Raw genomic sequence first — 23,627 nt, forward strand, 5'->3', positions numbered from 1 at the left:
GATGGAAATAATTATGTCTGTTTTAGCAGGTATACTCTTTGCAACCGGTGTATACAACCTGCTACAAAAACAATTATTAAGGATCGTTATTGGTACTGCTCTTATTTCTCATGGTGCACACTTGTTTATTTTAACAATGGGAAAGTTAAAAACAGGAGCGCCGCCAATACTTGTAAAGGGAGTAGAGCAATATACAGATCCTCTTCCACAAGCATTAATATTAACTTCCATTGTTATTAGCTTTGGCGTTACTAGCCTTTTGTTAGTACTTGCTTACAGAGCAGCTACACTAAATAAAACAGATAATATGGAAGAATTAAGGGGAAGTGAAGATGAGTAACTTAGCTATAATACCTATCATTATTCCACTCCTTTGCGGAATAATTGCTATATTTTTCCACAAATACGTAAAAGCTGTTCGACTATTTTCACAAGTGATGTCCATTATTAACCTTGGAGTGGTGTTATGGATTGGCTGGCTCGTTCTTCAAAATGGAACGATAACATTAGCAACAGGTGGTTGGGAAGCTCCCTATGGAATTATAATAGTAGCAGATCCTTTGGCCATGTTATTAGTTATCACATCAAACATTATCGGAACAGCTTGTGTCTTTTATGCCCAATCCTCTTTAAGTAAGAAACAAGAGCAGTTTTATTTTTATACATTTTACTTTCTGTTAATATCAGGGGTTTCCGGTGCGTTCCTTACAGGTGACCTATTTAATCTTTTTGTCTTCTATGAAGTGCTTCTTATGGCTTCTTACGGATTAATTGTTTTAGGTGGAGAAAGAATTCAATTAAGAGAGTCATTGAAGTACGTACTATTAAATCTTTTTTCTTCCATGTTATTCGTTACGACGATTGCCTATCTGTACTCTGTTGTTGGTACTATCAACATGGCCCAAATAGCGGATAGAGTACAACAAGTTGATCAGACAGGAATATTAACAACAATTGGTATGCTATTATTTTTCGTGTTTGCAACAAAGGGAGCGATTTTTCCCCTTTATTATTGGCTACCGAAATCCTATATAGTTCCAAATCCTGTTGTTTCCGCTTTATTCGGTGCTCTCTTAACAAAAGTAGGTATATACTCTATCATTCGAACCTTTTCATTAATTTTTGTACACGAAACAAATATTACCCATGACTTATTTCTGTGGCTAGCTGGTTTTACAATGGTCTTCGGAGCGATAGGTGCACTATCTACGAATAATGTAAAGCTCATTATAGCTTATAACATTATTCCGGCTGTTGGTTTCATGCTAATGGGTATTGGTTTGTTATCACAAGACGGTCTCGCTGGATCAGTTTATTATTTACTACATGACATGATTATTAAAGCGGTCCTTTTCCTACTAATTGGTGCCCTCGTATATGTAGCTGGAACTTCAGACTTAACAAAAATGAAGGGTATTATTCATCATTATCCATTTTTAGGATGGTTATTTTTCCTTGCTGCATTAGTTCTTGCCGGTATTCCACCATTTAGTGGATTTATCGGAAAAATTCTTCTCATCCAAGGTGGTGTAGAGCAAGGACAAATTATGTTAGTAGTTGTTGGACTAGGATCTAGTCTACTTATTTTATTATCTATGATGAGAATTTTCATGCGATGTTTTTGGGGAGAGAAGGAAGAACTTAATGGTGGCTTAAAACCTATTCGAAGCTTTACATGGCCAGCCGCCTTCTTATTAATATTCTCTGTACTGCTTGGGGTTGGTGCCGAGTGGGTATATCCTTATGTAGAAATAATTGCTAACGATTTATTGGACCCTAGTATTTATATTGATTCTGTGCTAAAGGAGTAAACCAATTATGGCTTTACAAATTGTTTTTAATTTAATTATTGCGTTAATATGGATGTTTTTAAAAGAATCATATAATTTCGCATCCTTTTTCTCGGGTTATATCATTGGGCTCTTGTTATTGTTTGCTCTTCAACGATTTATTCCCGATGCTTTTTACATGAAAAGGGTTATTAAAGTCGTGCGTTTATTTCTACTGTTTATCAAGGAACTTATCTTGTCTAACTTAAGCATAGTTAAACTTGTATATAAACCTAAACTAGATATACACCCGGGGATTTTTGCCCTTCCAACTGAGTTAAAGAGTAATTGGGAAATAACACTGTTAGCAAACTTAATTACTTTAACACCTGGAACTCTATCCGTTGTTGTTTCTGATGATCATAATTACATTTATATTCATGCCATGAATGCACCGGATATCGAGAAAGAGATTAAATCAATAAAAGAAACGTTTGAAAGAGCTATAATGGAGGTGACACGATAAAATGGGGGAAAGTATTCTTCATACAGTAACAATAATATGTATCGTATTCATTTCCATTTCCATCATCATTTTGCTCTACCGCGTTCTAAAAGGACCGACAAATCCTGATCGTGCTGTTGCCTTAGATACCATTGGCGTCAACTTAATGGCACTATGCGGTTTGCTTGCGATATTGTTAGTCACAACCAAACTCAATGATGTTATTTTACTTATCGGTATATTGTTATTTATTGGTACGATAGCCATCGCAAAATTTTTAGAAAAGGGTGTTATCATTGATAGAAATAGGAATTAGTTTATTACTGATTATCGGCACCTTTTTTATCTTCTCTGCATCATTAGGGATTATTCGTTTTCCTGATGTATTTACTCGTCTTCACGCAGCATCTAAATCTTCTACCCTAGGAGTAGCCAGCATCTTGATCGGTGCCTTTTTATTTATGTATTTTGATGCTGATATTGTTAGTGGTAAGTTAATTTTAGGTATTATTTTTATGTTACTCACAGCACCTGTTTCAGCCCATATGATTGCACGTGCGGCGTATATGAGTGGGATAGAACTATGGGAAGGTAGCGTAAAGGATGACTTAGCTAAAAAGATGCGACCTGTAAAAGAAGAGAGTAAGTAAACCGGACATTTGAATGTCCGGTTTTTTTGTTGTGGACATTCATTTATTTCTTGTAAGAGCATTTAAAACCAACTGAGGACATTAAATCAAAAAGAGGACCTATATGGTTAGTTAGAGCCTTGAAGTCCTTAAGAGAGCGTAAATTACCATCTAGCCAACGTATTTTTTTAATGAAGGTAAATTCCGTTTAAAGACAACGCATTTTTTTAAAAAACAGCTCTCAAAATATTCATTTCTTTTATCTGTCCAATATTTCGGAAAAAATAAAGGCGGGCAATCTTATTCTGTTAAATTAAACGGAAACTTTTCCACTTGGACAGACACAAATTAGAAAACCTCCTCATAAGTTACCTATATAGGCTATTGCCTAAAAGCTTAGTGGAGGTGTCTTTTTTGTTCAGCATATTACAGACAATTGCATATTTTATAAAAGAAATGTTCTTTTTTGCCTCCTATATTAAAAATAATGCTTTCCCCCAACCATTAAATCCTGAGGAGGAAGCAAAGTACTTAAAGCTTATGCAAGAGGGAGATGAGCATGCTCGTAATATGTTAATCGAGCATAACTTAAGATTAGTAGCCCACATTGTAAAAAAATATGAAAATACTCGAGAGGACCAAGAGGACTTAATTTCAATCGGAACTGTTGGGCTTATTAAAGGAATCGAAAGTTACTCACCTAATAAAGGAACAAAATTAGCAACGTATGCAGCCAGATGTATTGAAAATGAAATATTAATGTTTTTACGTTCCTTAAAGAAAACGAGAAAAGACGTGTCTTTGCACGATCCGATTGGGCAAGATAAGGAAGGCAATGAAATTTCATTAATGGATATATTAAAAACCGAAAACCCAGATATTGTAGAACATATCCAAACAAATATGGAAATAGAAAAAGTCCATGAATTTCTTAATGTTTTAGATGAAAGGGAAAAAGAAGTGATTATGAAACGTTACGGAATTGGGAATGTAAAGGAGTTAACACAACGAGAAATTGCAAAAAAACTAGGAATATCCAGAAGTTATGTATCTAGAATCGAAAAGCGTGCTCTCATGAAAATTTTTCACGCCTTTCACCGTGAAAAAAGAAATGCAAGTGGCAAATAACAAAAAATAAACAAATAACTATAATTGTTAGGACTATGTCCTAAACACCTCACTTCTTTTTGCATATTATATAGCAAAGCCCTACAAGTGAGGTGATCAAGGTTGTATTATGATGGCTTTACTCCTTATGGAAATTACCCATATGGACCAGGTTATTATCAGCCTTACGGAGTCGGTGGATATGGTGGCTATAACTATGGAGGCTATTGGCTAGCTCTTGCAGTAGTCTTGCTCATCCTTTTACTTGTATTTGGTGGATATTATTATCTTAACTATATGTAAATGGATGGTAAAAAAATAAATGGTAAGCCATTTATGCACAAAACCCATGTTTTACTTTCGAGTAAAACATGGGTTTTCCCTTTTTAATTTTATAAGTTACTTACTACTTTCATTATTAAGGTAGCTGCATTTTTTGCAGCCTTTTCTAAGTACTTGTCAAAGGATACAGACGACTCTTTTCCGGCTATATCTGATAAGGATCTAATAATGACAAAAGGCGTTTTATAGTGATGGCATACTTGTGCAACAGAAGCAGCTTCCATTTCTGCAGCTTGTAAGTTGGGAAATTTCCCACGAACAAAATTAACTCTTTCTGCATCTTGCATAAAGGAGTCTCCAGTCCCAATTAATCCTACTTTCGTCTGAATTTCCTGCATTTCATTTGAAGCGTTTATTGCCAGGGAAATAAGTTCTTCGTTTGCCTCAAAATATGTAGGTAAATTGGGGACTTGTCCGTAATCATAATCAAAAGCTGTTACATCAACATCATGATGAACAATTTTATCAGAAATAACGACATCACCAACATTAAGTTCTTTTGCAAATCCACCAGCAGATCCCGTATTAATTACATAATCTGGTTTATACCGTTCATGCAAAATAGTAGTGGACATAGAGGCATTCACTTTTCCGATGCCTGATTTTAATAAGACCACTTCTTTACCTTCTAAAGCTCCCTTTATGAAGAGACAACCTGCTATTTCTTCCTCGCTCTTAACTTCTATCTTAGATTTTAGTAGTTCAATTTCTTCATCCATTGCTCCGATTATCCCTACAATCACAACTTACTCACTCCTCTTGTTGTTCTTCAGCTTCCTCTTCCGTGTCGTCTTTAAAACGGTCAGCTTGGTCATTTTCTTTTAGTACTTCCACCTTTGTTGGTTGCCATCCTTGTTCGCTCACCCATTGTATATACACTCTATATATTTCTGTTTGGGCCTTGTTCGTAATAGTTGTTACAACCTTTTGGGGGTCTCCACCATTCGTAACCCACCATCTAATCGTGTCACCTTCTGATAAGCCGGTTGCATACCTAGCAGCTGACCACATTTCTTCCCAATCAACTGTTTCTTCTTCATATGTCGTTACGTGTGGCTCATCCTGTTCAGTACCTATAGGCTCCCAACTTTTCACAATTACTTCTGAAACATTCTCATCTGAACTAGTTTCTTGTGTGGTATCGTCATTTTTATTATTATTATCATTATTTGAATTACTATTTTCAGTGGAAGAAGAATCATCATTTGGAGCGTCATCGCTACTGTCTTCTTCAGCATTATCATCTGGTGACTCTGTATCTACTGATTCATCATTAGAACTTAGTTCCTGATCGTTTTCTTCCTCTTTTGTTACACTAGCTTTTTGATCATCATCGTTAAAAAAAACTGTAAACGCTAAGTAAATACCAAGTAGACACCCTAATACAATAAATGTATTAATCCATTTCGTATTTTTTCTTCTTTTTTCAAATTTATTAACCCGTGATTGTTCATCAAAAAAAGAATTTGACACCATCATTCCTCCCCTTTTTTGCTATTATACTATGCTTGTTAAATCTAACCAATTAGAAAAAATTATGGTTAATAAAACAACCCCTTAATAAAACTAGCTTACCATAATTATACTCATGAAAAAGCATTTTTCTTACGTCGATTTTCAATTTATTATGTCAAATCTTTACTAGTTTTGACATATAGGAAGGAGTTCTAGCATATATATCTAATATGTCATTGAGAAAAAGGGGGATCTTTATGAAAAAAACTTCATTCAATCAAAAACTATGGAATATTGATTTGTTTGATGAGATTGGATACGATAAAGCAACGAAAAAGCTTTATATTTTTTGTAATGATGGTAAAGTTATAGAATTTTTTAATATTGAACAAAAAGATGTTTTTGGTTTAATTATTTCTATTGATAAAGATAATCTAATTACAGAATTCAAGGAACGTTTTCCATACAATATACATGATAATGAGTTGACATTATCCGTTTAATTTTCCTTTTCATAAATATATTTAACCATTTCCCGATAAACGTTATATATATTAGATGAAGGTGCTGATTGTTCTATATCTACAACTACCATCGCATATTTCGGATTTTCATAAGGAAAGAATCCTGCAAACCAATAATTATTGAACTGGTTATTACCAGTTTCAGCAGTACCTGATTTCCCTGCTATAGAAAGCCCATTTAAATATTTCCCTGTCCCCACCTCAGTCACAAGCTGCATAAGTTCCCTAAGTCTTGTGGCTGTTTTTGGTGTTATCTGATTGGTACTATCCTCTTCCTGGGAAAACGCAGCCATGGTAGCACCGTTATTGTATAAAATTCTTTCAGCTACCCTAACTTCCTTTTTGATACCATTATTAGCGATTGTTGCCATCATATTGGCAACCGCTAGTGGGGTAACTTTTACATCTTTTTGGCCAATTGAAGTTTGTCGAATAAAGTTTTGGTCAGAACGGTGGCTTTCTTCTCCCCAAATAACACCTTTTTGCTCTTCAGGAAACTGTTTAAAGGCATCATACTTAAATATGTCCCCCGTCCAGCCTGCATGACCAATTAAACCCAATTTATCTGCATATTGATCGAATAGCTTTTCATCTTCCGCTAGCAGTTCTGTACCTAATACAGCAAAAGTACGGTTACAGCTTTGTGCAAAGCTTTCTGCAAAGTTCAATTCACCTAGATCACGAGGATCTGGTTCATCTCCATGAATTTTAACAGAACAATTGAACATTCTTTGCGTATCAATAACATTTTGTTCAATAGCTGCAGCTGCTACAACCGTTTTGAATACAGATCCAGGAAAATGTCTTGTGAGCATTTGATTTTCTACACTATTTTGCATGTATGGATTTTCCTTATTTATAGTAGGCCGACTAACCATTGCTAACAGATCTCTTGATTGAATATCTAAAAGAACAAGACCACCTTTTTGCATTTTATAGTCATCCATTAGATTTTCTGCTTTCATTTGTAATACGGAATCAATAGTTGTTTTGATTTTTAGTGGATAAAAATCATTATCATAGCCTGAAAAAAGCAAGTCAAAGCCAAACATAGGCTGCCCTTTTGCATCAACGTGAAATAAAAGCTTTTCTTGTTCTTTAGAAATCAAAAAAGAATCAAACGCTTTTTCTAGCCCCGAAATTCCCACTGGCATCGATTTATTTAAAAGGTTCTCTTGTCCATAGCGGTCCTTATATAAACTTGGGTTGTCACGAACTATACCTAGCAAATGCTGAGCAATGATAGGGTCCTCATATTTGGATCTTTCAACAGCGTAAAAACCTTCTTTGTCTAGTTCCTTAAGCTGTTCATATTGATTTTGATCTATTTCTATAGTCAATAATTCTGATAAGTACGTAGGTTTGTCAAGATTTTTTATTAGTTTTTCTAATTTATTCGCTGATAAGTTAAGTATTTGCGAAACCCGTTTCCCTACTTGTTGTCCTTCGCTAGTAGGAGATACCACGATATCATAGCTAGCTTTACTAGTTAAAACTTCACCATTTCTGTCCAAAATAGTCCCTCGACCGCTTGATAGAAGCATTTGATGAGATCGTTGTTCTACACTATTCTCTAATAAATCTACATTTATAGGCCCATAGCTCTTAGTGGAGATGAGTTGAATATCCACTAATTTGTATAGTAAGATGCCAAACCAAATCGTTGTTAAAAAAAGTAGGAAGTATATTCTTTTTCTCTTTTTCATTGTTTTCACCCATCTACAGTGTCACCACAACAGGAAATTCCCAAACAAAAAAGGAGTGAAAATATTCACTCCTTTTTTGACTATTTATTCAACCTTTAAAATTTTTACGTTAATGTCGCCACCAGGGGTAGCAACAACCACTTGCTCTCCGATTTCATGACCTAATAAACTTTTAGCCATAGGAGAATCGTTAGAAATCTTTCCTTCAAATGGATCAGCTTCTGCACTACCTACAATTGTATATGTCTCTTCATCACCATCAGGAAGCTCTTGGAAAGTAACGGATTTACCTAATTGTACTACGTTCTGATTAGCTGTATCATTCTCAATGATAACAGCATTTCTAATCATATTTTCAAGCTGTGCAATTCTTGATTCCACAAAAGCTTGTTCATCTTTAGCAGCATCGTATTCCGAGTTTTCAGAAAGGTCACCAAAACCACGAGCGATTTTAATTCTTTCTACAACTTCCTGACGCTTCTCTGTTTTTAGATGATGTAATTCTTTTTCTAATTTTTCTTTGCCTTCTACGGTCATATAATAGCTCTTTTCAACAGCCATAACAGAAAACACTCCTTCATTACCATTCAAAGTGAAATAGAATATAAAAATGAGCAGCACATATGTGTGCGCTCAACACTTTGATTTATTTATACTTTGCCATTACTAAACATTTCTATAACTGCTAACATTTACTATGGCAGAAATCCCAATAATTTTCAACACTTTTTTATACTAACCAAATTTTCCAGTTAGTAACAAACCAATTTTTTCTAATTAGGTAAGAGAACGTTCCTCTAATATACTCCTAATTTTTGTCGTCATCAAGTCGATGGCTACTAAGTTTTCTCCACCTTCAGGAATGATAATGTTCGCATACCTTTTCGTCGGTTCAACAAATTGCAAGTGCATTGGCCTAACGACATTAACATATTGTTCAATAACCGATTCAATTGTTCTACCTCTTTCATTAATGTCTCGCATAAGTCGTCGAATAATACGTAAATCAGCATCGGTATCAACAAAAACTTTTATATCCATTAAATTTCGCAATCGTTCATCCTCTAATACAAGAATGCCCTCCAATATAATAACGTCCTTTGGTTCTACATCAATGACCTCATCTGACCTTGTATGGAGTTTATAATTATATACTGGTTTTTCAACATTTTTTCTGTTTAACAAACCATGTAAATGTTCAATTAGTAAATCATTATCAAATGCTAACGGATGATCATAATTTGTTTTTAAACGTTCCTCATATGGTAGGTGTGCTTGGTCTTTATAATAGGAGTCTTGTTCTATCATTAATATTGTTTTATCAGTGAATTGCTCACAAATAGAACGTGTAACGGTCGTTTTACCTGAACCCGTTCCTCCTGCTACACCTATTACTATTGGTTTATCTGCCATGCCTAAGTAAGCTCCCTTCGCATCATATTATGTGGAAAAACTGGTTGATTCACTCTCGTTCTAACAGTTTGTTTGAAACCATTAATTTCTGTTTCTGGGCCGAAAAATTCAATTTCAACAGAAGTTGGGTTGACTAAAATTACCGGTTTTTTCATCCAGCTCAACTCTTTACTGTTATAGCTATTCCATCCCCTAGAGGAATGATAGTCGTATGATACTCTGGATGATCTGTTAACCATTCATTATAGGAATGAATTTTTTTTCCAAGCTTTTTCAAACGAGTACTCTCCGTCAATTCTTCATCTGCTACTATCCCTTTAAATAAAACGTTATCGGTGATAATCGTACCACCATCAATCAAATACTTAGTATATAATTCAAAAAATCGTTTATATTGGCCTTTTGCAGCATCTATAAATAGGAAATCGTAAGGTCCTTTTTCTCCTAGTTGTTCTGACACTTCTAAGGCATCTCCATATATTACTGTTATCCGATTTTCTAAACCGGATTGTTCAATAAATTTTTTTGCTTGCTCATATCTATTTATATCACGTTCTACTGATACAACCGATAAATCAGGTAAAGTTTCTGCGATTCGGATAGCAGAATAGCCAATTGCTGCACCAATTTCAAGTACACGCTTCGGTTTTTGGATTCGTATTAATTGTTTTAAAAATTCTATTCCTAGTGGTTCCATAATGGGAACATTATGAAGTGCGGCATACTGCTCCATTTCTAATGTAAAATCATTCTTTTCATTTAGTAGCGATATCAAATAGGAATTAATAGTTTCGTTCATTTTAAAGTCCCTCCTATGGGAACATAATCACATTTACAACCATCATATTTTATCATAATAAAAGTAGGGAATGCGAATCTTTTTCGCATTCCCTACTTAGTGTTAAATTTCATTTAATTTTGAATATATTGATCAATCTTTCTTTCATGCTCTGCAAGTGTCTCAGAGTAGTGTATCTTTCCATCTGCAGTAGCAGCTAGGAAATAGAAATAATTGCTCTCAATTGGTTCAGCAACAGCCTGTAAAGAGTTTTGTCCGAAGTTAGATATCGGTCCAATAGGTATTCCGGCATACTTATACGTATTATATGGTGAATCTATTTCTAAATCCTTAAAATAAACACGATCCACCGGTTCACCTAGCCATCCATGAGCATAAAGAACAGTTGGGTCTGTTTGAAGGGGCATACCGGTTTCAAGTCTATTATTAAACACACCTTGGATCATCTGTCTATCCTCTAGAGTTCTTGCTTCATTTTCGACAAGGGACGCCAAAGTAATAGCCTCGTGCATAGAATAACCATATGCTTCAAATTGCTCCGTATATTGAACAACTACTTCCTCTGTTTTCATTAACATCGTATTCACAATTTCTTCTACTGTTGGATCCTCTTTGTAAAAGTCATATGTTGCAGCAAACAAGTAACCCTCTAAAGGTGTAATAATGTCCTCGTTTAGTATTTCATCACTTAAAATTGTTGGATAAAGATCGATAAGAGAATCAATATATGCTCTATCATTCACTTTTTCCAAAAATTCCTCTTCTGTAATAGACGAAACATGATTAGCATAAATGTTAGCAATTTGCTCTATTGTTTTGCCTTCTGGAATGGTAACAGTAAAAATTGCTTCTTCTAAGATTTTTCCTGTCTTTAGTGATTCAATAATTTCATCTAACGTCATCGCAGGTGTAAAGTCATAGCTTCCAGCCTGGAAACCTGATTCATTTTTGAATTTTACATAGTACCGAAAAACATCACTATTATGAATAATTCCATTTTCCTCAAGCGATTCTGCAATTGTTGTTACAGATGAACCTAGAGGTATTTCCACATTTGTTACCTCATCGCTATTAGGATCAACAGGTTGGAGGGCGTTTTTAATATAAAAATAACCCGATACTCCTGTGGCAATCATAGCAATAATAATCATTGATAGAACTATGATAACAATTTTTCTTACTGTTCTTGCTTCTTTATACTTTTCTCGTAGTTTTTCGTTATATTTATCGTCTTTTTTCGAAGTAGACATCAGGTCTCCTCCTTTCATCCGGTATATTATACTATAAAAATTGGGACATTTTCTATTAATTTGACAAAAAAGTTCCTTTACTAGTTTTGATGAAAGAAGCTACTGATTCACCCTAGCTAGAAGCTCTAGTCAGTTTTCCTAAATTGTTCATGCCGTTTTCTAAAAGACTGATGTTTTTACACAGTAGATAGAAAATGCGACGTAACTTGATATGTGCAAATCCAACCGCTACAGAAACACACTACACGCACCTTAGGGCTCGCGCTGAGCCTCCTCACTCGCACAGAACGCTCGCTGTGGGGTCTAAACGTCTTCGCTGTCCCGCAGGAGTCTACGTGTATTTCCTTCCTTAGTATGTGCTTATCTTTACTGTACGGATGAATTGGGAAAAAGAAAGTTAAAAATCAAGTCATAGTGATAAGCAAGAATTATCTAACATGCCTATATGGTTTACCACTATCCTTGAATCAGAAAGTCAATCTTAGCGTAGGCAGAATACGCAGACTCCTACGGGATAGCACGTGTCTGAAGACCCCGCAGCGGTGGTTTTCCGCGAGGAGGCTGAGGCCGTGCCCGTGGAAAGCGAAGTATTCTGCCGAAGCGGTCGTATGCACTCATCAAAATCCAAAGCTATAGTTATGGCGTAGTTTAAAGAAATCTTCTATACGAAAAGTGTCTTTACAAACAAAAAGCTCTTTGCCGTTTGAAACGACAAAGAGCTTGTTAATTCAAGATATATTATGCTTCCTCATCTTCATCGCCTGCAAATGTAGCAAGCATTTCTTCTACCATGTCCCACTCTTCTTCAGACTCAATTTGGTAAAGCGTCAAATCATCCTCTTTACCATCTGGCTCTTCAAAACGGAACGCAAAAACTTCTTGCTCCTCAGCTTCTGATTGATCAACTGGTACAACTACCATGTAAGAATTTTCTGTTTCATCTACATCAAATGTAAATAAGACTTCGAATAAATGCTCTTCTCCTGATTCGTCAGGGATAATAATGCGTTCTTTTTCTTCTAGAGACATAGGTAAATCCTCCTTATTGTTTTGCGTCTAAGTAACTTTGTAAGATCATCATCGCTGCCATTTTATCAATTACTTTCTTTCTTTTGGCACGACTCATATCTGCTGTAAGTAAGACCCTTTCCGCAGCCATTGTTGTTAGCCTTTCATCCCATAAATCAACCGGTAACTGAAAAGCCTCCTCCAATTTAAGGGCAAACCTTTCACAAGCCTTTCCTCTTTCGCCGATTGTACCATTCATGTTTTTCGGAAGTCCTACTACAAACTTTTCAATTCGGTGTTCGACAATTAATTGGTGCAACTCTTCTTTAATGGTATCAAATTGTTCTTTCCATTTGATTGTTTTAATACCTTGGGCTGTCCAACCTAGGTCATCACTAACAGCTACACCAATTGTCCTTTCACCAACATCTAAGCCTAATATTTTCATTTCTTACCCTCATTATGCTTCTCTAAGTAGAATTTCACAAGTTCTTCAATTAATTCATCCCGCTCAATTTTTCTAATTAGATTTCGTGCGTCCTTATGACGAGGGATATACGCTGGATCCCCTGATAGTAAATATCCAACAATTTGATTAATTGGGTTGTAGCCTTTTTCTTGTAATGCTATGTGCACTGTTAATAATATGTCATTAACATTATGCTCTAGCTGTTCATCCGAGAAATTAAACTTCATAGTATGATCATTAGCCATGGCGTGTGACACCCCTTTTTGGAAAGAATTTCATTTACTTCATTATATATGTTTTAAATGCTTTGTGCATATTGTTTAGCAAAAGAAATAGCTTCTTCCACTTTTGCTGGATTTTTTCCGCCTGCTTGAGCCATGTCTGGTCGGCCACCGCCGCCTCCGCCACAAATTGTAGCAGCTTCTTTAATTAATTTCCCAGCATGGTATCCTTTATCAATTAAATCCTTTGAAACCCCTGCAGCTAATTGAACCTTCCCGTCTGCAACTGCGCCTAAAAGAATAATTCCTGATTCTAATTTTTGCTTCATTTCATCCACCATGTTACGTAATGCGTTCATATCTGAAACATCAACTTTAGCAGCTAAAACATTCACACCGTTAATGTTTTCTACACGGTCAAGTATGCCTTTTGCTTCTACATTAGAAAGTTTAGACTTTAATGATTCATTTTCACGCATTAATTCTTTCATTTCTGAATAAAGTCCTTCAATACGTTCTGGTATTTGATCCGTATGAGTTTTTAATATTGTACCTGTTTTTTGCAACAAAGCTTCTCTATTTTGCATCCACTCGTATGCACCTTTACCTGTTAATGCTTCAATTCTCCTAGTACCTGCACCAATACCTGATTCTGATACTATTTTGAAAATACCTATTTCCGCTGTATTAGCCACATGACAACCACCACAAAGCTCTATACTATATTCCCCTACTGAGACAACTCTTACTACATCCCCATACTTTTCTCCAAAAAGAGCCATTGCTCCCATATTTTTTGCTTCATCAAAGGACTTATGCTCTGTTGTTACTGGAATAGTACCCCAAATTTTTTCATTTACCGTCTTTTCAATTTGACTTAGCTCCTCTTCACTTATCGAACCAAAATGAGAGAAATCAAATCGCAAGCGATCTGGAGCTACAAGGGAACCCGCCTGATTTACATGTTCACCTAGAACATCTTTTAACGCCTGATGTAATAAATGTGTAGCTGTATGGTTTTTAATAGTATGAGCTCTTGAGTCTCTATCTACATTTGCCCCAACTTGATCGCCTTTTTTAACTGTTCCTTCTTTAACGATTGCATAATGTAAATGTTGGCCATTCGGAGCCTTCTGAACATTCTCTACTATTAATGTTGCCCCTTGTGCCTTCAATATCCCTTTATCAGCAATTTGTCCCCCACTCTCCGCATAGAAAGGTGTTTTATCAAGGAATAAATAAACTTCATCACCTTCTGAAGCTTCCCTCACTATATTATCGTCTTTGACGATTTCTACAACAGTAGTGGAAGTATTTAATTGTTCATAACCAATAAATTCACTATCCACGGTAATATCACGTAGCACACCACTTTGAACTTTCATGGATTCTACTTTTTGTCTAGCTTCACGGGCACGCTTACGTTGTGCTGCCATTTCCTTTTCAAACTCTTGTTCGTCTATCGTAAAACCAGCTTCTTCTACGTATTCCTCTGTCAGTTCTTTCGGGAATCCATACGTATCATAAAGTCTAAACACTTCTTTACCAGGGAATATGGAGCTTCCTTTTGCTTTTTCTTGTTCCAATACTTCTTTTAATATTCCTAATCCGTCATTCAACGTTTCATGGAATCTTTCTTCTTCCGTCTTAATTACATTTGCAATAAATGCCTGTTTTTCTTTTACTTCACCATAAAAATCAGCCATAATATCAGCAACAACTGGAACTAGTTCGTACATGAATGGCTTTTCAATTCCTAATTGTTTTGCATATCTAACTGCGCGACGTAGTAGACGACGTAATACATAGCCTCTTCCTTCGTTGGAAGGTAAAGCTCCATCTCCTACAGCGAAAGTAACAGTACGAATGTGATCTGCTATTACCTTAAAAGCTACATCATTTTCAATATGCTCACCATATTTAATCCCTGCAATTTGTGAAGTATGCTCAATAATCGGCATAAATAAATCCGTTTCAAAATTCGTCTTTGTATCTTGAATAACAGATACCATTCTTTCTAATCCCATACCAGTATCAATATTTTGTTGTGGTAATGGTGTGTAAGTATCATCAGGATTATGATTAAATTGGGAGAACACTAGGTTCCAAATTTCTAAGTATCGTTCATTTTCCCCACCTGGATAAAGCTCAGGGTCATTTGGATCATCGCCATAGTCACTGCCACGGTCATAAAAGATTTCTGAATTTGGTCCACTTGGCCCTTCTCCAATATCCCAGAAGTTTTCTTCCAGTCGAATAATGCGCTCTTCTGGAAGCTTGATTTCCTTTAACCAAATGTCGTATGCTTCTTGGTCTTCTGGGTGTACAGTAACAGATAAACGTTCTGGATCAAAGCCAATCCAGTTTGGACTCGTCAAAAACTCCCAAGCCCATTTAATCGATTCTTCTTTAAAATAATCCCCAATGGAAAAGTTACCTAACATTTCAAAGAACGTATGATGTCGAGCGGTTTTACCTACATTTTCAATATCATTTGTACGGATGGATTTTTGAGCATTACAAATCCGTGGATTTGCAGGAACAACACTTCCATCAAAATATTTCTTTAATGTTGCTACCCCACTGTTAATCCATAGTAATGTAGGATCATCTTTTGGAACAAGAGAAGCACTAGGTTCCACGCTATGTCCTTTTTCTTTAAAGAAATCTAAAAACATTTGTCTTACTTCAGCTGATTTTAAAACCGTCATTTTTATAAACCTCCTAGTTGTATAGCATTTCGTTATATAATTTTAAAGCTCTATAAAACATGGGTGTTGATTTTCCGCTACAGACTAACTAGCGAGTAAAAAACAAAAAACTCCCGCCTCTGCAATAATTGCAGGGACGGGAGTTAACTCCGCGGTACCACCCTGATTATGGATAAGAATCCATCACCTTAGGACGCTGTAACGGTGCGTAAACCGGCGGGGATTAGCCGCACTCAGGACTAGCATTCCACGACCCTTCATCTAAAGTTCCTTACAGCCTATGGGAACTATTCTCTGCAATGGATTACGCTAACGTATTCCAATTAGATGGTCTGTCATGTACTTGTTCCATCATCGTATTTCCGTTTAACTTAGTATGCCGATATTATAGAAAACAATAATCTAAATGTCAATATTTACGTTTTGTGGTTACTTATGAGCCCACGCTTGTTTTACCTTTTGTATTATTTTCGTCGGTTCCAATATCACCTTAATAATAGTAAGTACCGGAACAGCCAATATCATTCCGATGATGCCAAAAGCCTCTGCACCAATTAATAAAGCAAATATAATAAGTACAGGGTGAACATGTAATGTCTTTCCTACAATAAAAGGAGACAGTAAATTTCCTTCAATAAGCTGTACGACTAACACAACAATGATGACATATAGAACTTTGTTAGCCGAAATGGTAAATGCGATTATAACAGCTGGTACTGCACCTAATATGGGACCAAAATAAGGAATGATATTTGTTAAGCCCATAAAGGTACCTAATAATAGTGGATATTTCATATGAATAAGCCAAAGTAATATAGACGAAATGATAGCTACAAAAAGGCAAACGAGTAATTGTCCTCTTAAATAACCACCTAAACTTTGATCGATATCTTTCAAAAATTTTTGTACACGGCCTTTTTTCGTCGGGACAACCGAAATAAGTGCTGCCTTAATCTTAGGAAAATCCTTTAACAAGTAAAAGACAAGTATTGGAATAACTGCAGCAATAACAAAAATATCAGAAATGCGTGTCAGTGAATACACGACACTAGTAAGTAGTTCTAACAAACTTTCTTCTAGAGACAAAAAGGCTTGATCCATTTTGTCATGAATTTCTTCTGGAAAATGAGAAGTTTGAACATATAAATTATATGTCCATGCTTGGTACGTATCCATTAAGTGTGGAATATTCTCAATCAATTCCTTTAACTGACGGACAAAAACAGGATAAGCTTTATAAATGCCAAAGGCTATTCCGCCGAAAATGATGATGTATAAACTTAATATGGCTGCCCACCTAGGTAAGAAATGGTGATTCAATCCCTCCACTAAAGGGAATAACAAATAGGCGATAAATGCTGAAATAAGTAAAGGCGTTAAGATCGTGAAGATGAAAGAAAAAATAACCTGATAAAAGGGAAGAGTTTGTAACAATAAATAAAATAAAATAGATGCAAGAAGCCCAATTACTAGCCAATACAATAACTTTTTCTGTTTTTCTGTCATCTCTTCTTTTTCCTCCTCACTGGAAGAAATAGCTTCCACTAGTTTGAACTCTTTCTATTTTTTGACACTTGCTTTATCTTTATCCATTCCTATATCTAGGGTTCTACTTTGCATACTAGATATACTCTCCTTATGAAAAAAAGAGCAGCTATTTAAGCTGCTCCCTAATTTATGAAAATGTCTTGGATATTTTCCTACCAAACCTTCTAATCATACGGTTTGAGAACATATTTCCCATAGTTCCATTTCGTCTTTTTCTTGCAAGCATGTAAGTTCCTATTCCGATTCCAACGGATAACAGGGATCTTATACGTCGATTCAAAAAACTCACCACCCACAAATGATTTACCACTGGGCTGTTAGGTCTTCTTCATTGAACAAATCATCAAGAGAGGATAGAGATCCGTCTTCTTCTACTTCATTTACATTAATTTTTCCATTCATAACAGACAGCTCAATTAAACAATTCCAACAATAAAATTGTTGATGACCTATCTTTCCTAAATTAGATCCGTGACAATTTGGACAATTCATGTTGTTTTGGCAACTCCTTCTAACGGTAATTTTATAGCACCATTATTCCCAAAGAGTTGCCAAACTATACCTGTAAACCCAATGGTTTGCCATATGCAAAACATATGAACAGTATTAATTTTTACTAATTACATAAAATCATAAGGTGTAAGTTCTTCCTCTTCCTCACCTATTTCCGATTTAGGATGTACACTTTTTTCATTAAACATCCATTCAAGGCGCTGGGGTAATGTCGTATTTCGCACATTTTGGTCCTCTGTTTTTACACCTTCAAAAAATGCCTGTTGATGACCACAAATAATGAGTGACTGTTTACTTCTTGTGATTGCAGTATATAGCAAATTCTTCTTTAACATCCGTCGAAAAACAGGTAATACGGGGATGATAACAATAGAAAATTCACTTCCTTGAGACTTATGGATAGAAATACAGTATGCATGCATAAGTTGTTGTAGTTCAGAGCGTACATAAACTACTTCTTTGCCGTCAAAATTTACAACTATTTGTTCTACATTGTCTTCTGTTTCTTCTGCTTTTAAAATAGCAACTAACTCCCCAATATCCCCATTATAGACACCTTTTTCTGGTTGGTTAACTAGTTGAATTACTTTGTCACCTGTACGGAAAAAAACATCATTAAACTTAATCGATCTTCTTTGACTAGTTGGAGGGTTTACTAACTCCTGTATAGCTTCATTTAATTTCGTAATTCCAGTACTCGAGCGATACATCGGTGCTAACACTTGAATATCCTTCATTCCATAACCCTTTTCCATTGCCTTCTTAATCACATCTTGAATAATGGGAACTACTTGATGTTCAGGAGACTTTATAAAAGAAAAATCGTCCCCTTTTTTTAACGATTGCTCATCACATTGATTATTTTTAATTTCATGGGCTAGTTCAATAATACGGGAGCCTTCCTTTTGCCGATATATATCCGTAAGCTGACAGACAGGAATCTTATTGGAAGCTAACAAGTCAGATAATACTTGTCCAGGGCCAACAGAAGGCAACTGATCTTCATCACCAACTAGAATGACTTGTGCATTACTCGGTATCGCTCTAAATAGCTGATTTGCTAGCCAAATATCAACCATAGAAAACTCATCTATAATAACCAATTCCCCTTGCAATTGATGGGATTGGTTAAATTCAAATTCTTCTGTTCCAGACCAACCTAGTAAACGGTGAATTGTTTGTGCCTTTTTACCGGTTGCCTCAGCCATCCTTTTTGCTGCTCTCCCTGTTGGAGCCGCCAAAATAAACGGGGATTTTTCGTCTTCTGCCCCAGGTTTCCCTTTGTTCAATCGTTCATAGGCCCCTAATATCCCTTTAATAACAGTTGTTTTCCCTGTGCCAGGGCCTCCTGTTAATATCATTGCTTTCGAGTTGAGTGCTTGTGCTATAGCATCGAATTGCTCGGTACCATAACTCATTTCCTCTTCTTCTTCAATTTCTCCGAGCACTTTCATAATTTCTGCTTGGGAATATTCATTCGTTAACGGAATATCAACTATTCTTTTTAACTGAGAGCTAAACCCTTCCTCTGAAAAATAAAGAGAAGGTAAATAAACACGGTCATCTTCTACTTTTAAATAGTCTTCTTCTGCAAGTTCTTTTATTTTCTCCATGACGGTTTCATTTGTAATGGTCTGCTCATACTCATTTAACAGTTTTCGGACTTCATCTGATAATGTAGTAAAATATTCAAAGACGTGTCCAAACTGAGCGTGTCGATTTAACACATGCATACATCCAGCTTGAATTCGTGTAGGATGGTCACTAGCTATCCCTACTGATTTTGCTATATCATCTGCTTTCCTAAAACCAAATCCTTCAATTTCAAAAACAAATTGATACGGATTTTCCTCAATCAACGTTAATGCTTGATCATAATATTTATCATATATTTTTTGTGTTAACTGTAGTCCAATTCCATACTCGGCAAGTCCCATTACTACCCGTTCAAAACCTTGATTTTCCCTTAAGGTTTGAACAAAGCTTTGAATCTTATTTTTTGGAAAACTTGGAACATCTTGTAATACATTTTCATCTTTAAGAATTTTATCTATCGCATTTTCCCCTAAGGTTTCAACCATCTTCTCTGCCGATTTCTTACCGATCCCATAGAAAATGTCGCTGGATAAATAACGAACTAGACTATCTTTTGTTTTTGGTAACTCTTTTCTATATGTATACACACTATATTGCTTTCCAAATTTAGCATGCTGTTGGATTGTTCCATAAAAGACATATTCCTGCTCTTGGTCTAAAGGCGGAAAATATCCCTTAATCACAATTTCTTTATCATTCACTTCTTCATTTGTCTCAACAATATGTACAAGGGCAATGGAAAATTTCTCTTCAGCATTGTGATATATTAAGCGAACAAAATGACCTTTCACAAATCCCTTTTCTTCTATGTTTGTTTGTTGTTCCATTGCCATGGATAATGCTCCTTTACTTAATTGTCCGTTCAATCTTGCTCTTTCAATGCCTCTTCAACCTTAGCTTTCCCGTTTGCTGCAAGTAAGTGGTCAGGCTGAATGGTCATTGCTTCTTTAAAATGGAACAATGCCTGATTTGCATCATCCTTATACAAGTAGCATACGCCTAAATTATAATGAGCGTCACTATGACTATGATGTAATTTTATCACTTTTTTTAATGTTTCCATAGCTAATTCCACTTGTTCCGTTTGTGCTAAAGCTAAACCATATTGAAATAATGCATCAACATCATCTCCATCCAATTCAACAGCATGCTGTAAATAAGGAAGGGCAAACTTCGATTTTTCTTGATGAACAAATGTCATACCTAACATAAAATAAACATCGCTATTCGACAAACCCATTTTAATGGCTTGTTCAAAGTTTATTTGAGCCTCTTGATAGTTTCCTTGTTCAAAGTAGTTATTTCCAAGTCCATAGTATGCTGCGGCTGCTTGGTCATCCACCTCAATAGCTCTTTCAAAAAATACGAGAGATCGTTCCAAATCATTTAAATGAAGAAGTAGATTTCCAAAATTGATATATCCTACTGGATCTTTCGGGTTTTCTTCGATTGCTTCAGTAAAACATTTTGCAGCTTGCTCATAGTTTTGTTCCTTCATGTGTTCGATACCTTGCTTTACTTTACTCATCCCTATACGCCTCCATTTAACCATAAGGTAGGGCCAGACACACAAAATAAAGCACCTTCTGCGTTCTGACCCCTAAGTTATCATCTTTTTTATTTTTCGTCTTAAGCTAAGTGTTGAATATACTTATCATTTTTCAACACTTTGTCAATCGTACCTCCACCTAAGCAGATGTCTTCTTTATAAAAGACAACAGCTTGGCCAGGTGTTATGGCACGTTCCGATTGATCAAATTCTACACGTACATCCCCATTGTCCAATGGGTAAACGGTAACTTTGCTGTCGTTCTGACGATAGCGGAATTTAGCTGTACACGTAAATGATGTCGACAAATCCACCGGTATGATCCAATTTAAATCAGTTGCCTCTAGTGCATCAGAATGTAAGTTTTCATTGTCATATCCCTGTCCAACAAACAAAACATTATCCTTCAGATTTTTACCAACTACAAACCACGGATCACCAGCACCGCCTATACCTAAACCATGCCTTTGGCCAATTGTGTAATACATTAAACCGTCGTGAGTTCCTTTTACTTCACCAGTCAATGTCTTCATATTTCCTGGTTGAGCAGGTAAATACTCACTTAAGAATTCCTTAAAATTTCTCTCTCCAATAAAACAAATACCTGTACTATCTTTTTTAGTTGCTGTTGCTAAGTTATGTTTCATCGCAATTTCTCTAATTTCTTTCTTCGTATATGCTCCTAAAGGAAAAATAACTTTTGATAAAACGTCTTGAGATAATTGGTTAAGAAAATACGTTTGATCTTTATTATCATCCACACCACGAAGCATTTCAAAATGCTCACCGTTTTGTTGAACTCTTGCATAGTGTCCTGTTGCTAAATAATCTGCACCAAGGGACATAGCGTGATCTAAAAATGCTTTAAATTTTATTTCTTTATTACACATAACATCTGGATTTGGTGTTCGTCCCGCCTTATATTCATCCAAGAAATAAGTGAACACTTTGTTCCAATACTCTTTTTCGAAATTAACGGAATAATAAGGAATATCTAACTGGTTACATACTCGTACAACATCTTCAAAATCTTCCGTTGCTGTACAAAATCCATTTTCGTCCGTATCGTCCCAGTTTTTCATAAAAATACCAACAACATCATAACCTTGCTCTTTTAATAGTAACGCTGAAACAGAGGAATCAACTCCTCCAGACATCCCAACGACAACTCTCGTATCTTGAGGTGCTTTCGTCACTTCTGTCACCACCTTTAGGAAGTAAGCCTTTTTACAATTTGTGCTACTTGTTCAGCACTTTCCTTCACATTTTCTTCATTATTTGCAATTCCAAAGCTAAATCGAATGGAATTTTTGGTGCGTTCATCTTCACGGTTATACATCGCTGATAACACGTGTGAAGGATCAATGGAACCAGCCGTACAAGCTGAACCACTAGATGCTGCAATCCCTGACAAATCAAAATTCGTGAGCAAACTTTCAACATTTGTACCAGGGAAACTAATATTTACGATTGAAGAAACGGTAAATTGTTCATCACCATTGATCTCAAAATCAATATTTCTTTTCTTTAATGTTTGTATAAATAGTTCTTTCAATGCCCTATATTCTTTATTTCTAATTTGACCTTCTTTTTTCACTAGGTCAACTGCCTTTTGAAATCCCACAACAGCTGCTGTATTTTCTGTTCCGGCTCTTCGTTTTCTTTCTTGTTCGCCACCGTGTTGAATTGCTTCTATTTGGACGTTGTCCCGAATATATAAAAAGCCAATACCCTTTGGTCCATAGATTTTATGCGCAGAAGCACTTAGTAAATCAACTCCTAAGGCATCAACATCAATTGGAAGTGCACCAAAGGCTTGAACGGCATCTGTGTGAAAATACGCTTGATGCTCTTTTAACACCGCACCAATTTCTTCAATAGGTTGTATAACACCCGTCTCATTATTAACATACATAATAGAAACAAGGATTGTATCGTCTCGTAGGCTATTTTGCAAATCTACTATAGATATACGACCAGATTCATTAACAGGCAAATACGTGACATCATACCCTTCTTTCTCTAAGTATTCTGCCGTACGTAGTGTAGCATGATGTTCCGCTTCTGTCGTAATAATATGCCTACCTATGTGTCTATTTTTCTTTGCAATACCGATTAGTGCTGCATTATCAGCTTCGGTCCCTCCACTAGTAAAGACAATTTCCTTTTCTTTCGCATGTATACTATTCGCAATGAGATGGCGAGCTTCATCTAATAATTTTCTAGCTTGTCTTCCAAAGTGGTGGATACTAGATGGGTTTCCAAATGTACCTTCCATCACAGGTATCATAGCCTGTATTACTTCAGGGTGCATCGGAGTGGTAGCTGCGTGATCTAAATATATAGATTTCATAAACTCACCTTCTTTTTATATATGCTCTATTCATATAATTGTATTTACATAGGTCACAGTCGATAGAAAATGCGACGTAACCATTGAACTTTAATTCCAGCCGCTACGGAAATACACTACGCTTTCCACGGGCTCGCGCTGAGCCTCCTCACTCGCACAG

At 35.9% G+C, this 23,627-nt stretch carries 27 protein-coding genes; 8 read left to right on the forward strand and 19 right to left on the reverse strand.

Annotated elements, in window-relative coordinates; all coding sequences use genetic code 11:
• The first annotated feature begins 1 nt into the window (after window position 1).
• The 7 genes from HNQ94_RS13945 (at window position 2) to HNQ94_RS13975 (ending at window position 4,313) form a co-directional block, all read left to right on the forward strand.
• On the forward strand, window positions 2-340 hold the full coding sequence (locus HNQ94_RS13945) for a Na(+)/H(+) antiporter subunit C (RefSeq protein ID WP_174494589.1): 339 nt from the start codon (window positions 2-4) through the stop codon (window positions 338-340).
• Entirely contained in the window at window positions 333-1,811 is a 1,479-nt protein-coding gene (locus HNQ94_RS13950) for a Na+/H+ antiporter subunit D (protein WP_174494588.1), read from the forward strand. The genes HNQ94_RS13945 and HNQ94_RS13950 overlap by 8 nt, the downstream gene beginning before the upstream one ends.
• Window positions 1,812-1,818: 7 nt before the next feature.
• Entirely contained in the window at window positions 1,819-2,295 is a 477-nt protein-coding gene (locus tag HNQ94_RS13955) for a Na+/H+ antiporter subunit E (protein ID WP_174494587.1), read from the forward strand.
• Window position 2,296: 1 nt separating this feature from the next.
• On the forward strand, window positions 2,297-2,590 hold the full coding sequence (locus tag HNQ94_RS13960; RefSeq protein ID WP_174494586.1) for a Na(+)/H(+) antiporter subunit F1: 294 nt from the start codon (window positions 2,297-2,299) through the stop codon (window positions 2,588-2,590).
• Window positions 2,571-2,924, forward strand: coding sequence for a monovalent cation/H(+) antiporter subunit G (gene mnhG / locus HNQ94_RS13965; protein ID WP_174494585.1), 354 nt, complete (start codon window positions 2,571-2,573; stop codon window positions 2,922-2,924). Before HNQ94_RS13960 ends, mnhG begins: the two co-directional genes overlap by 20 nt.
• Window positions 2,925-3,359: 435 nt before the next feature.
• Entirely contained in the window at window positions 3,360-4,031 is a 672-nt protein-coding gene (sigK, locus tag HNQ94_RS13970; protein ID WP_246199917.1) for an RNA polymerase sporulation sigma factor SigK, read from the forward strand.
• A gap of 102 nt (window positions 4,032-4,133) precedes the next feature.
• Window positions 4,134-4,313, forward strand: a complete 180-nt coding sequence (locus tag HNQ94_RS13975) for a sporulation protein YjcZ (RefSeq protein ID WP_174494583.1) — start codon at window positions 4,134-4,136, stop codon at window positions 4,311-4,313.
• Window positions 4,314-4,402: 89 nt separating this feature from the next.
• Here HNQ94_RS13975 and mtnN read toward each other — a convergent pair whose 3' ends face one another.
• Both mtnN and HNQ94_RS13985 read right to left on the reverse strand, forming a co-directional pair.
• Window positions 4,403-5,095 (reverse strand): 5'-methylthioadenosine/S-adenosylhomocysteine nucleosidase, encoded by a 693-nt coding sequence (gene mtnN, locus HNQ94_RS13980; protein ID WP_174494582.1) that lies wholly within the window; start codon window positions 5,093-5,095, stop codon window positions 4,403-4,405.
• Between the two features lie 7 nt (window positions 5,096-5,102).
• On the reverse strand, window positions 5,103-5,825 hold the full coding sequence (locus HNQ94_RS13985; RefSeq protein ID WP_174494581.1) for a YrrS family protein: 723 nt from the start codon (window positions 5,823-5,825) through the stop codon (window positions 5,103-5,105).
• A 239-nt stretch (window positions 5,826-6,064) separates the two neighbouring features.
• On the opposite strand from HNQ94_RS13985, the gene HNQ94_RS13990 reads away from it, so the two are divergent.
• The gene (locus HNQ94_RS13990; protein WP_174494580.1) at window positions 6,065-6,310 is read left to right on the forward strand and encodes a KTSC domain-containing protein; all 246 of its coding nucleotides are present in this window, start codon (window positions 6,065-6,067) and stop codon (window positions 6,308-6,310) included.
• Here the strand turns inward: HNQ94_RS13990 and HNQ94_RS13995 are convergent.
• The 17 genes from HNQ94_RS13995 to HNQ94_RS14070 all read right to left on the reverse strand — a co-directional run bounded on the left by HNQ94_RS13995 (window position 6,307) and on the right by HNQ94_RS14070 (window position 23,467).
• Window positions 6,307-8,037: a peptidoglycan D,D-transpeptidase FtsI family protein gene (locus tag HNQ94_RS13995; protein WP_174494579.1), complete on the reverse strand. Its 1,731-nt coding sequence runs from the start codon at window positions 8,035-8,037 to the stop codon at window positions 6,307-6,309. The genes HNQ94_RS13990 and HNQ94_RS13995 overlap by 4 nt on opposite strands.
• Before the next feature lie 84 nt (window positions 8,038-8,121).
• A complete protein-coding gene (gene greA / locus HNQ94_RS14000; RefSeq protein WP_174494578.1) occupies window positions 8,122-8,598 on the reverse strand; it encodes a transcription elongation factor GreA in 477 nt (158 codons plus the stop codon).
• A gap of 216 nt (window positions 8,599-8,814) precedes the next feature.
• A complete protein-coding gene (gene udk / locus HNQ94_RS14005; RefSeq protein WP_174494577.1) occupies window positions 8,815-9,450 on the reverse strand; it encodes a uridine kinase in 636 nt (211 codons plus the stop codon).
• A 2-nt stretch (window positions 9,451-9,452) separates the two neighbouring features.
• Window positions 9,453-9,605, reverse strand: a complete 153-nt coding sequence (locus HNQ94_RS14010) for a hypothetical protein (protein WP_174494576.1) — start codon at window positions 9,603-9,605, stop codon at window positions 9,453-9,455.
• A 5-nt stretch (window positions 9,606-9,610) separates the two neighbouring features.
• Window positions 9,611-10,249 carry an O-methyltransferase gene (locus HNQ94_RS14015; RefSeq protein ID WP_174494575.1) on the reverse strand — a complete coding sequence of 213 codons (639 nt, stop codon included), beginning with the start codon at window positions 10,247-10,249 and terminating at the stop codon, window positions 9,611-9,613.
• A gap of 113 nt (window positions 10,250-10,362) precedes the next feature.
• A complete protein-coding gene (gene mltG, locus HNQ94_RS14020; RefSeq protein WP_174494574.1) occupies window positions 10,363-11,499 on the reverse strand; it encodes an endolytic transglycosylase MltG in 1,137 nt (378 codons plus the stop codon).
• A gap of 738 nt (window positions 11,500-12,237) precedes the next feature.
• Complete coding sequence (locus tag HNQ94_RS14025; RefSeq protein WP_174494573.1) at window positions 12,238-12,528, reverse strand: DUF1292 domain-containing protein; 291 nt, start codon at window positions 12,526-12,528, stop codon at window positions 12,238-12,240.
• Window positions 12,529-12,541: 13 nt separating this feature from the next.
• Window positions 12,542-12,955, reverse strand: a complete 414-nt coding sequence (gene ruvX / locus HNQ94_RS14030) for a Holliday junction resolvase RuvX (protein WP_174494572.1) — start codon at window positions 12,953-12,955, stop codon at window positions 12,542-12,544.
• Window positions 12,952-13,221, reverse strand: coding sequence for an IreB family regulatory phosphoprotein (locus tag HNQ94_RS14035; protein WP_174494571.1), 270 nt, complete (start codon window positions 13,219-13,221; stop codon window positions 12,952-12,954). Before HNQ94_RS14035 ends, ruvX begins: the two co-directional genes overlap by 4 nt.
• A 53-nt stretch (window positions 13,222-13,274) precedes the next feature.
• The gene (gene alaS / locus HNQ94_RS14040; RefSeq protein ID WP_174494570.1) at window positions 13,275-15,908 is read right to left on the reverse strand and encodes an alanine--tRNA ligase; all 2,634 of its coding nucleotides are present in this window, start codon (window positions 15,906-15,908) and stop codon (window positions 13,275-13,277) included.
• A gap of 429 nt (window positions 15,909-16,337) precedes the next feature.
• On the reverse strand, window positions 16,338-17,414 hold the full coding sequence (locus HNQ94_RS14045; RefSeq protein WP_174494569.1) for an AI-2E family transporter: 1,077 nt from the start codon (window positions 17,412-17,414) through the stop codon (window positions 16,338-16,340).
• Between the two features lie 169 nt (window positions 17,415-17,583).
• On the reverse strand, window positions 17,584-17,766 hold the full coding sequence (locus HNQ94_RS19890; protein ID WP_512700771.1) for a DUF3918 family protein: 183 nt from the start codon (window positions 17,764-17,766) through the stop codon (window positions 17,584-17,586).
• Entirely contained in the window at window positions 17,760-17,948 is a 189-nt protein-coding gene (locus tag HNQ94_RS14050; RefSeq protein WP_174494568.1) for a YrzR-like zinc ribbon domain, read from the reverse strand. The genes HNQ94_RS19890 and HNQ94_RS14050 overlap by 7 nt, the downstream gene beginning before the upstream one ends.
• 128 nt (window positions 17,949-18,076) lie before the next feature.
• The gene (recD2, locus tag HNQ94_RS14055) at window positions 18,077-20,398 is read right to left on the reverse strand and encodes an SF1B family DNA helicase RecD2 (protein WP_311771633.1); all 2,322 of its coding nucleotides are present in this window, start codon (window positions 20,396-20,398) and stop codon (window positions 18,077-18,079) included.
• 29 nt (window positions 20,399-20,427) lie between these two features.
• On the reverse strand, window positions 20,428-21,093 hold the full coding sequence (locus HNQ94_RS14060) for a tetratricopeptide repeat protein (RefSeq protein WP_174494567.1): 666 nt from the start codon (window positions 21,091-21,093) through the stop codon (window positions 20,428-20,430).
• A 101-nt stretch (window positions 21,094-21,194) separates the two neighbouring features.
• Window positions 21,195-22,310, reverse strand: a complete 1,116-nt coding sequence (mnmA, locus tag HNQ94_RS14065) for a tRNA 2-thiouridine(34) synthase MnmA (protein ID WP_174494566.1) — start codon at window positions 22,308-22,310, stop codon at window positions 21,195-21,197.
• A 14-nt stretch (window positions 22,311-22,324) separates the two neighbouring features.
• Window positions 22,325-23,467, reverse strand: a complete 1,143-nt coding sequence (locus HNQ94_RS14070; RefSeq protein WP_174494565.1) for a cysteine desulfurase family protein — start codon at window positions 23,465-23,467, stop codon at window positions 22,325-22,327.
• Window positions 23,468-23,627 lie beyond the last annotated feature (160 nt).

Source organism: Salirhabdus euzebyi, from assembly GCF_014207435.1.
Lineage (GTDB): Bacteria > Bacillota > Bacilli > Bacillales > Alkalibacillaceae > Salirhabdus > Salirhabdus euzebyi.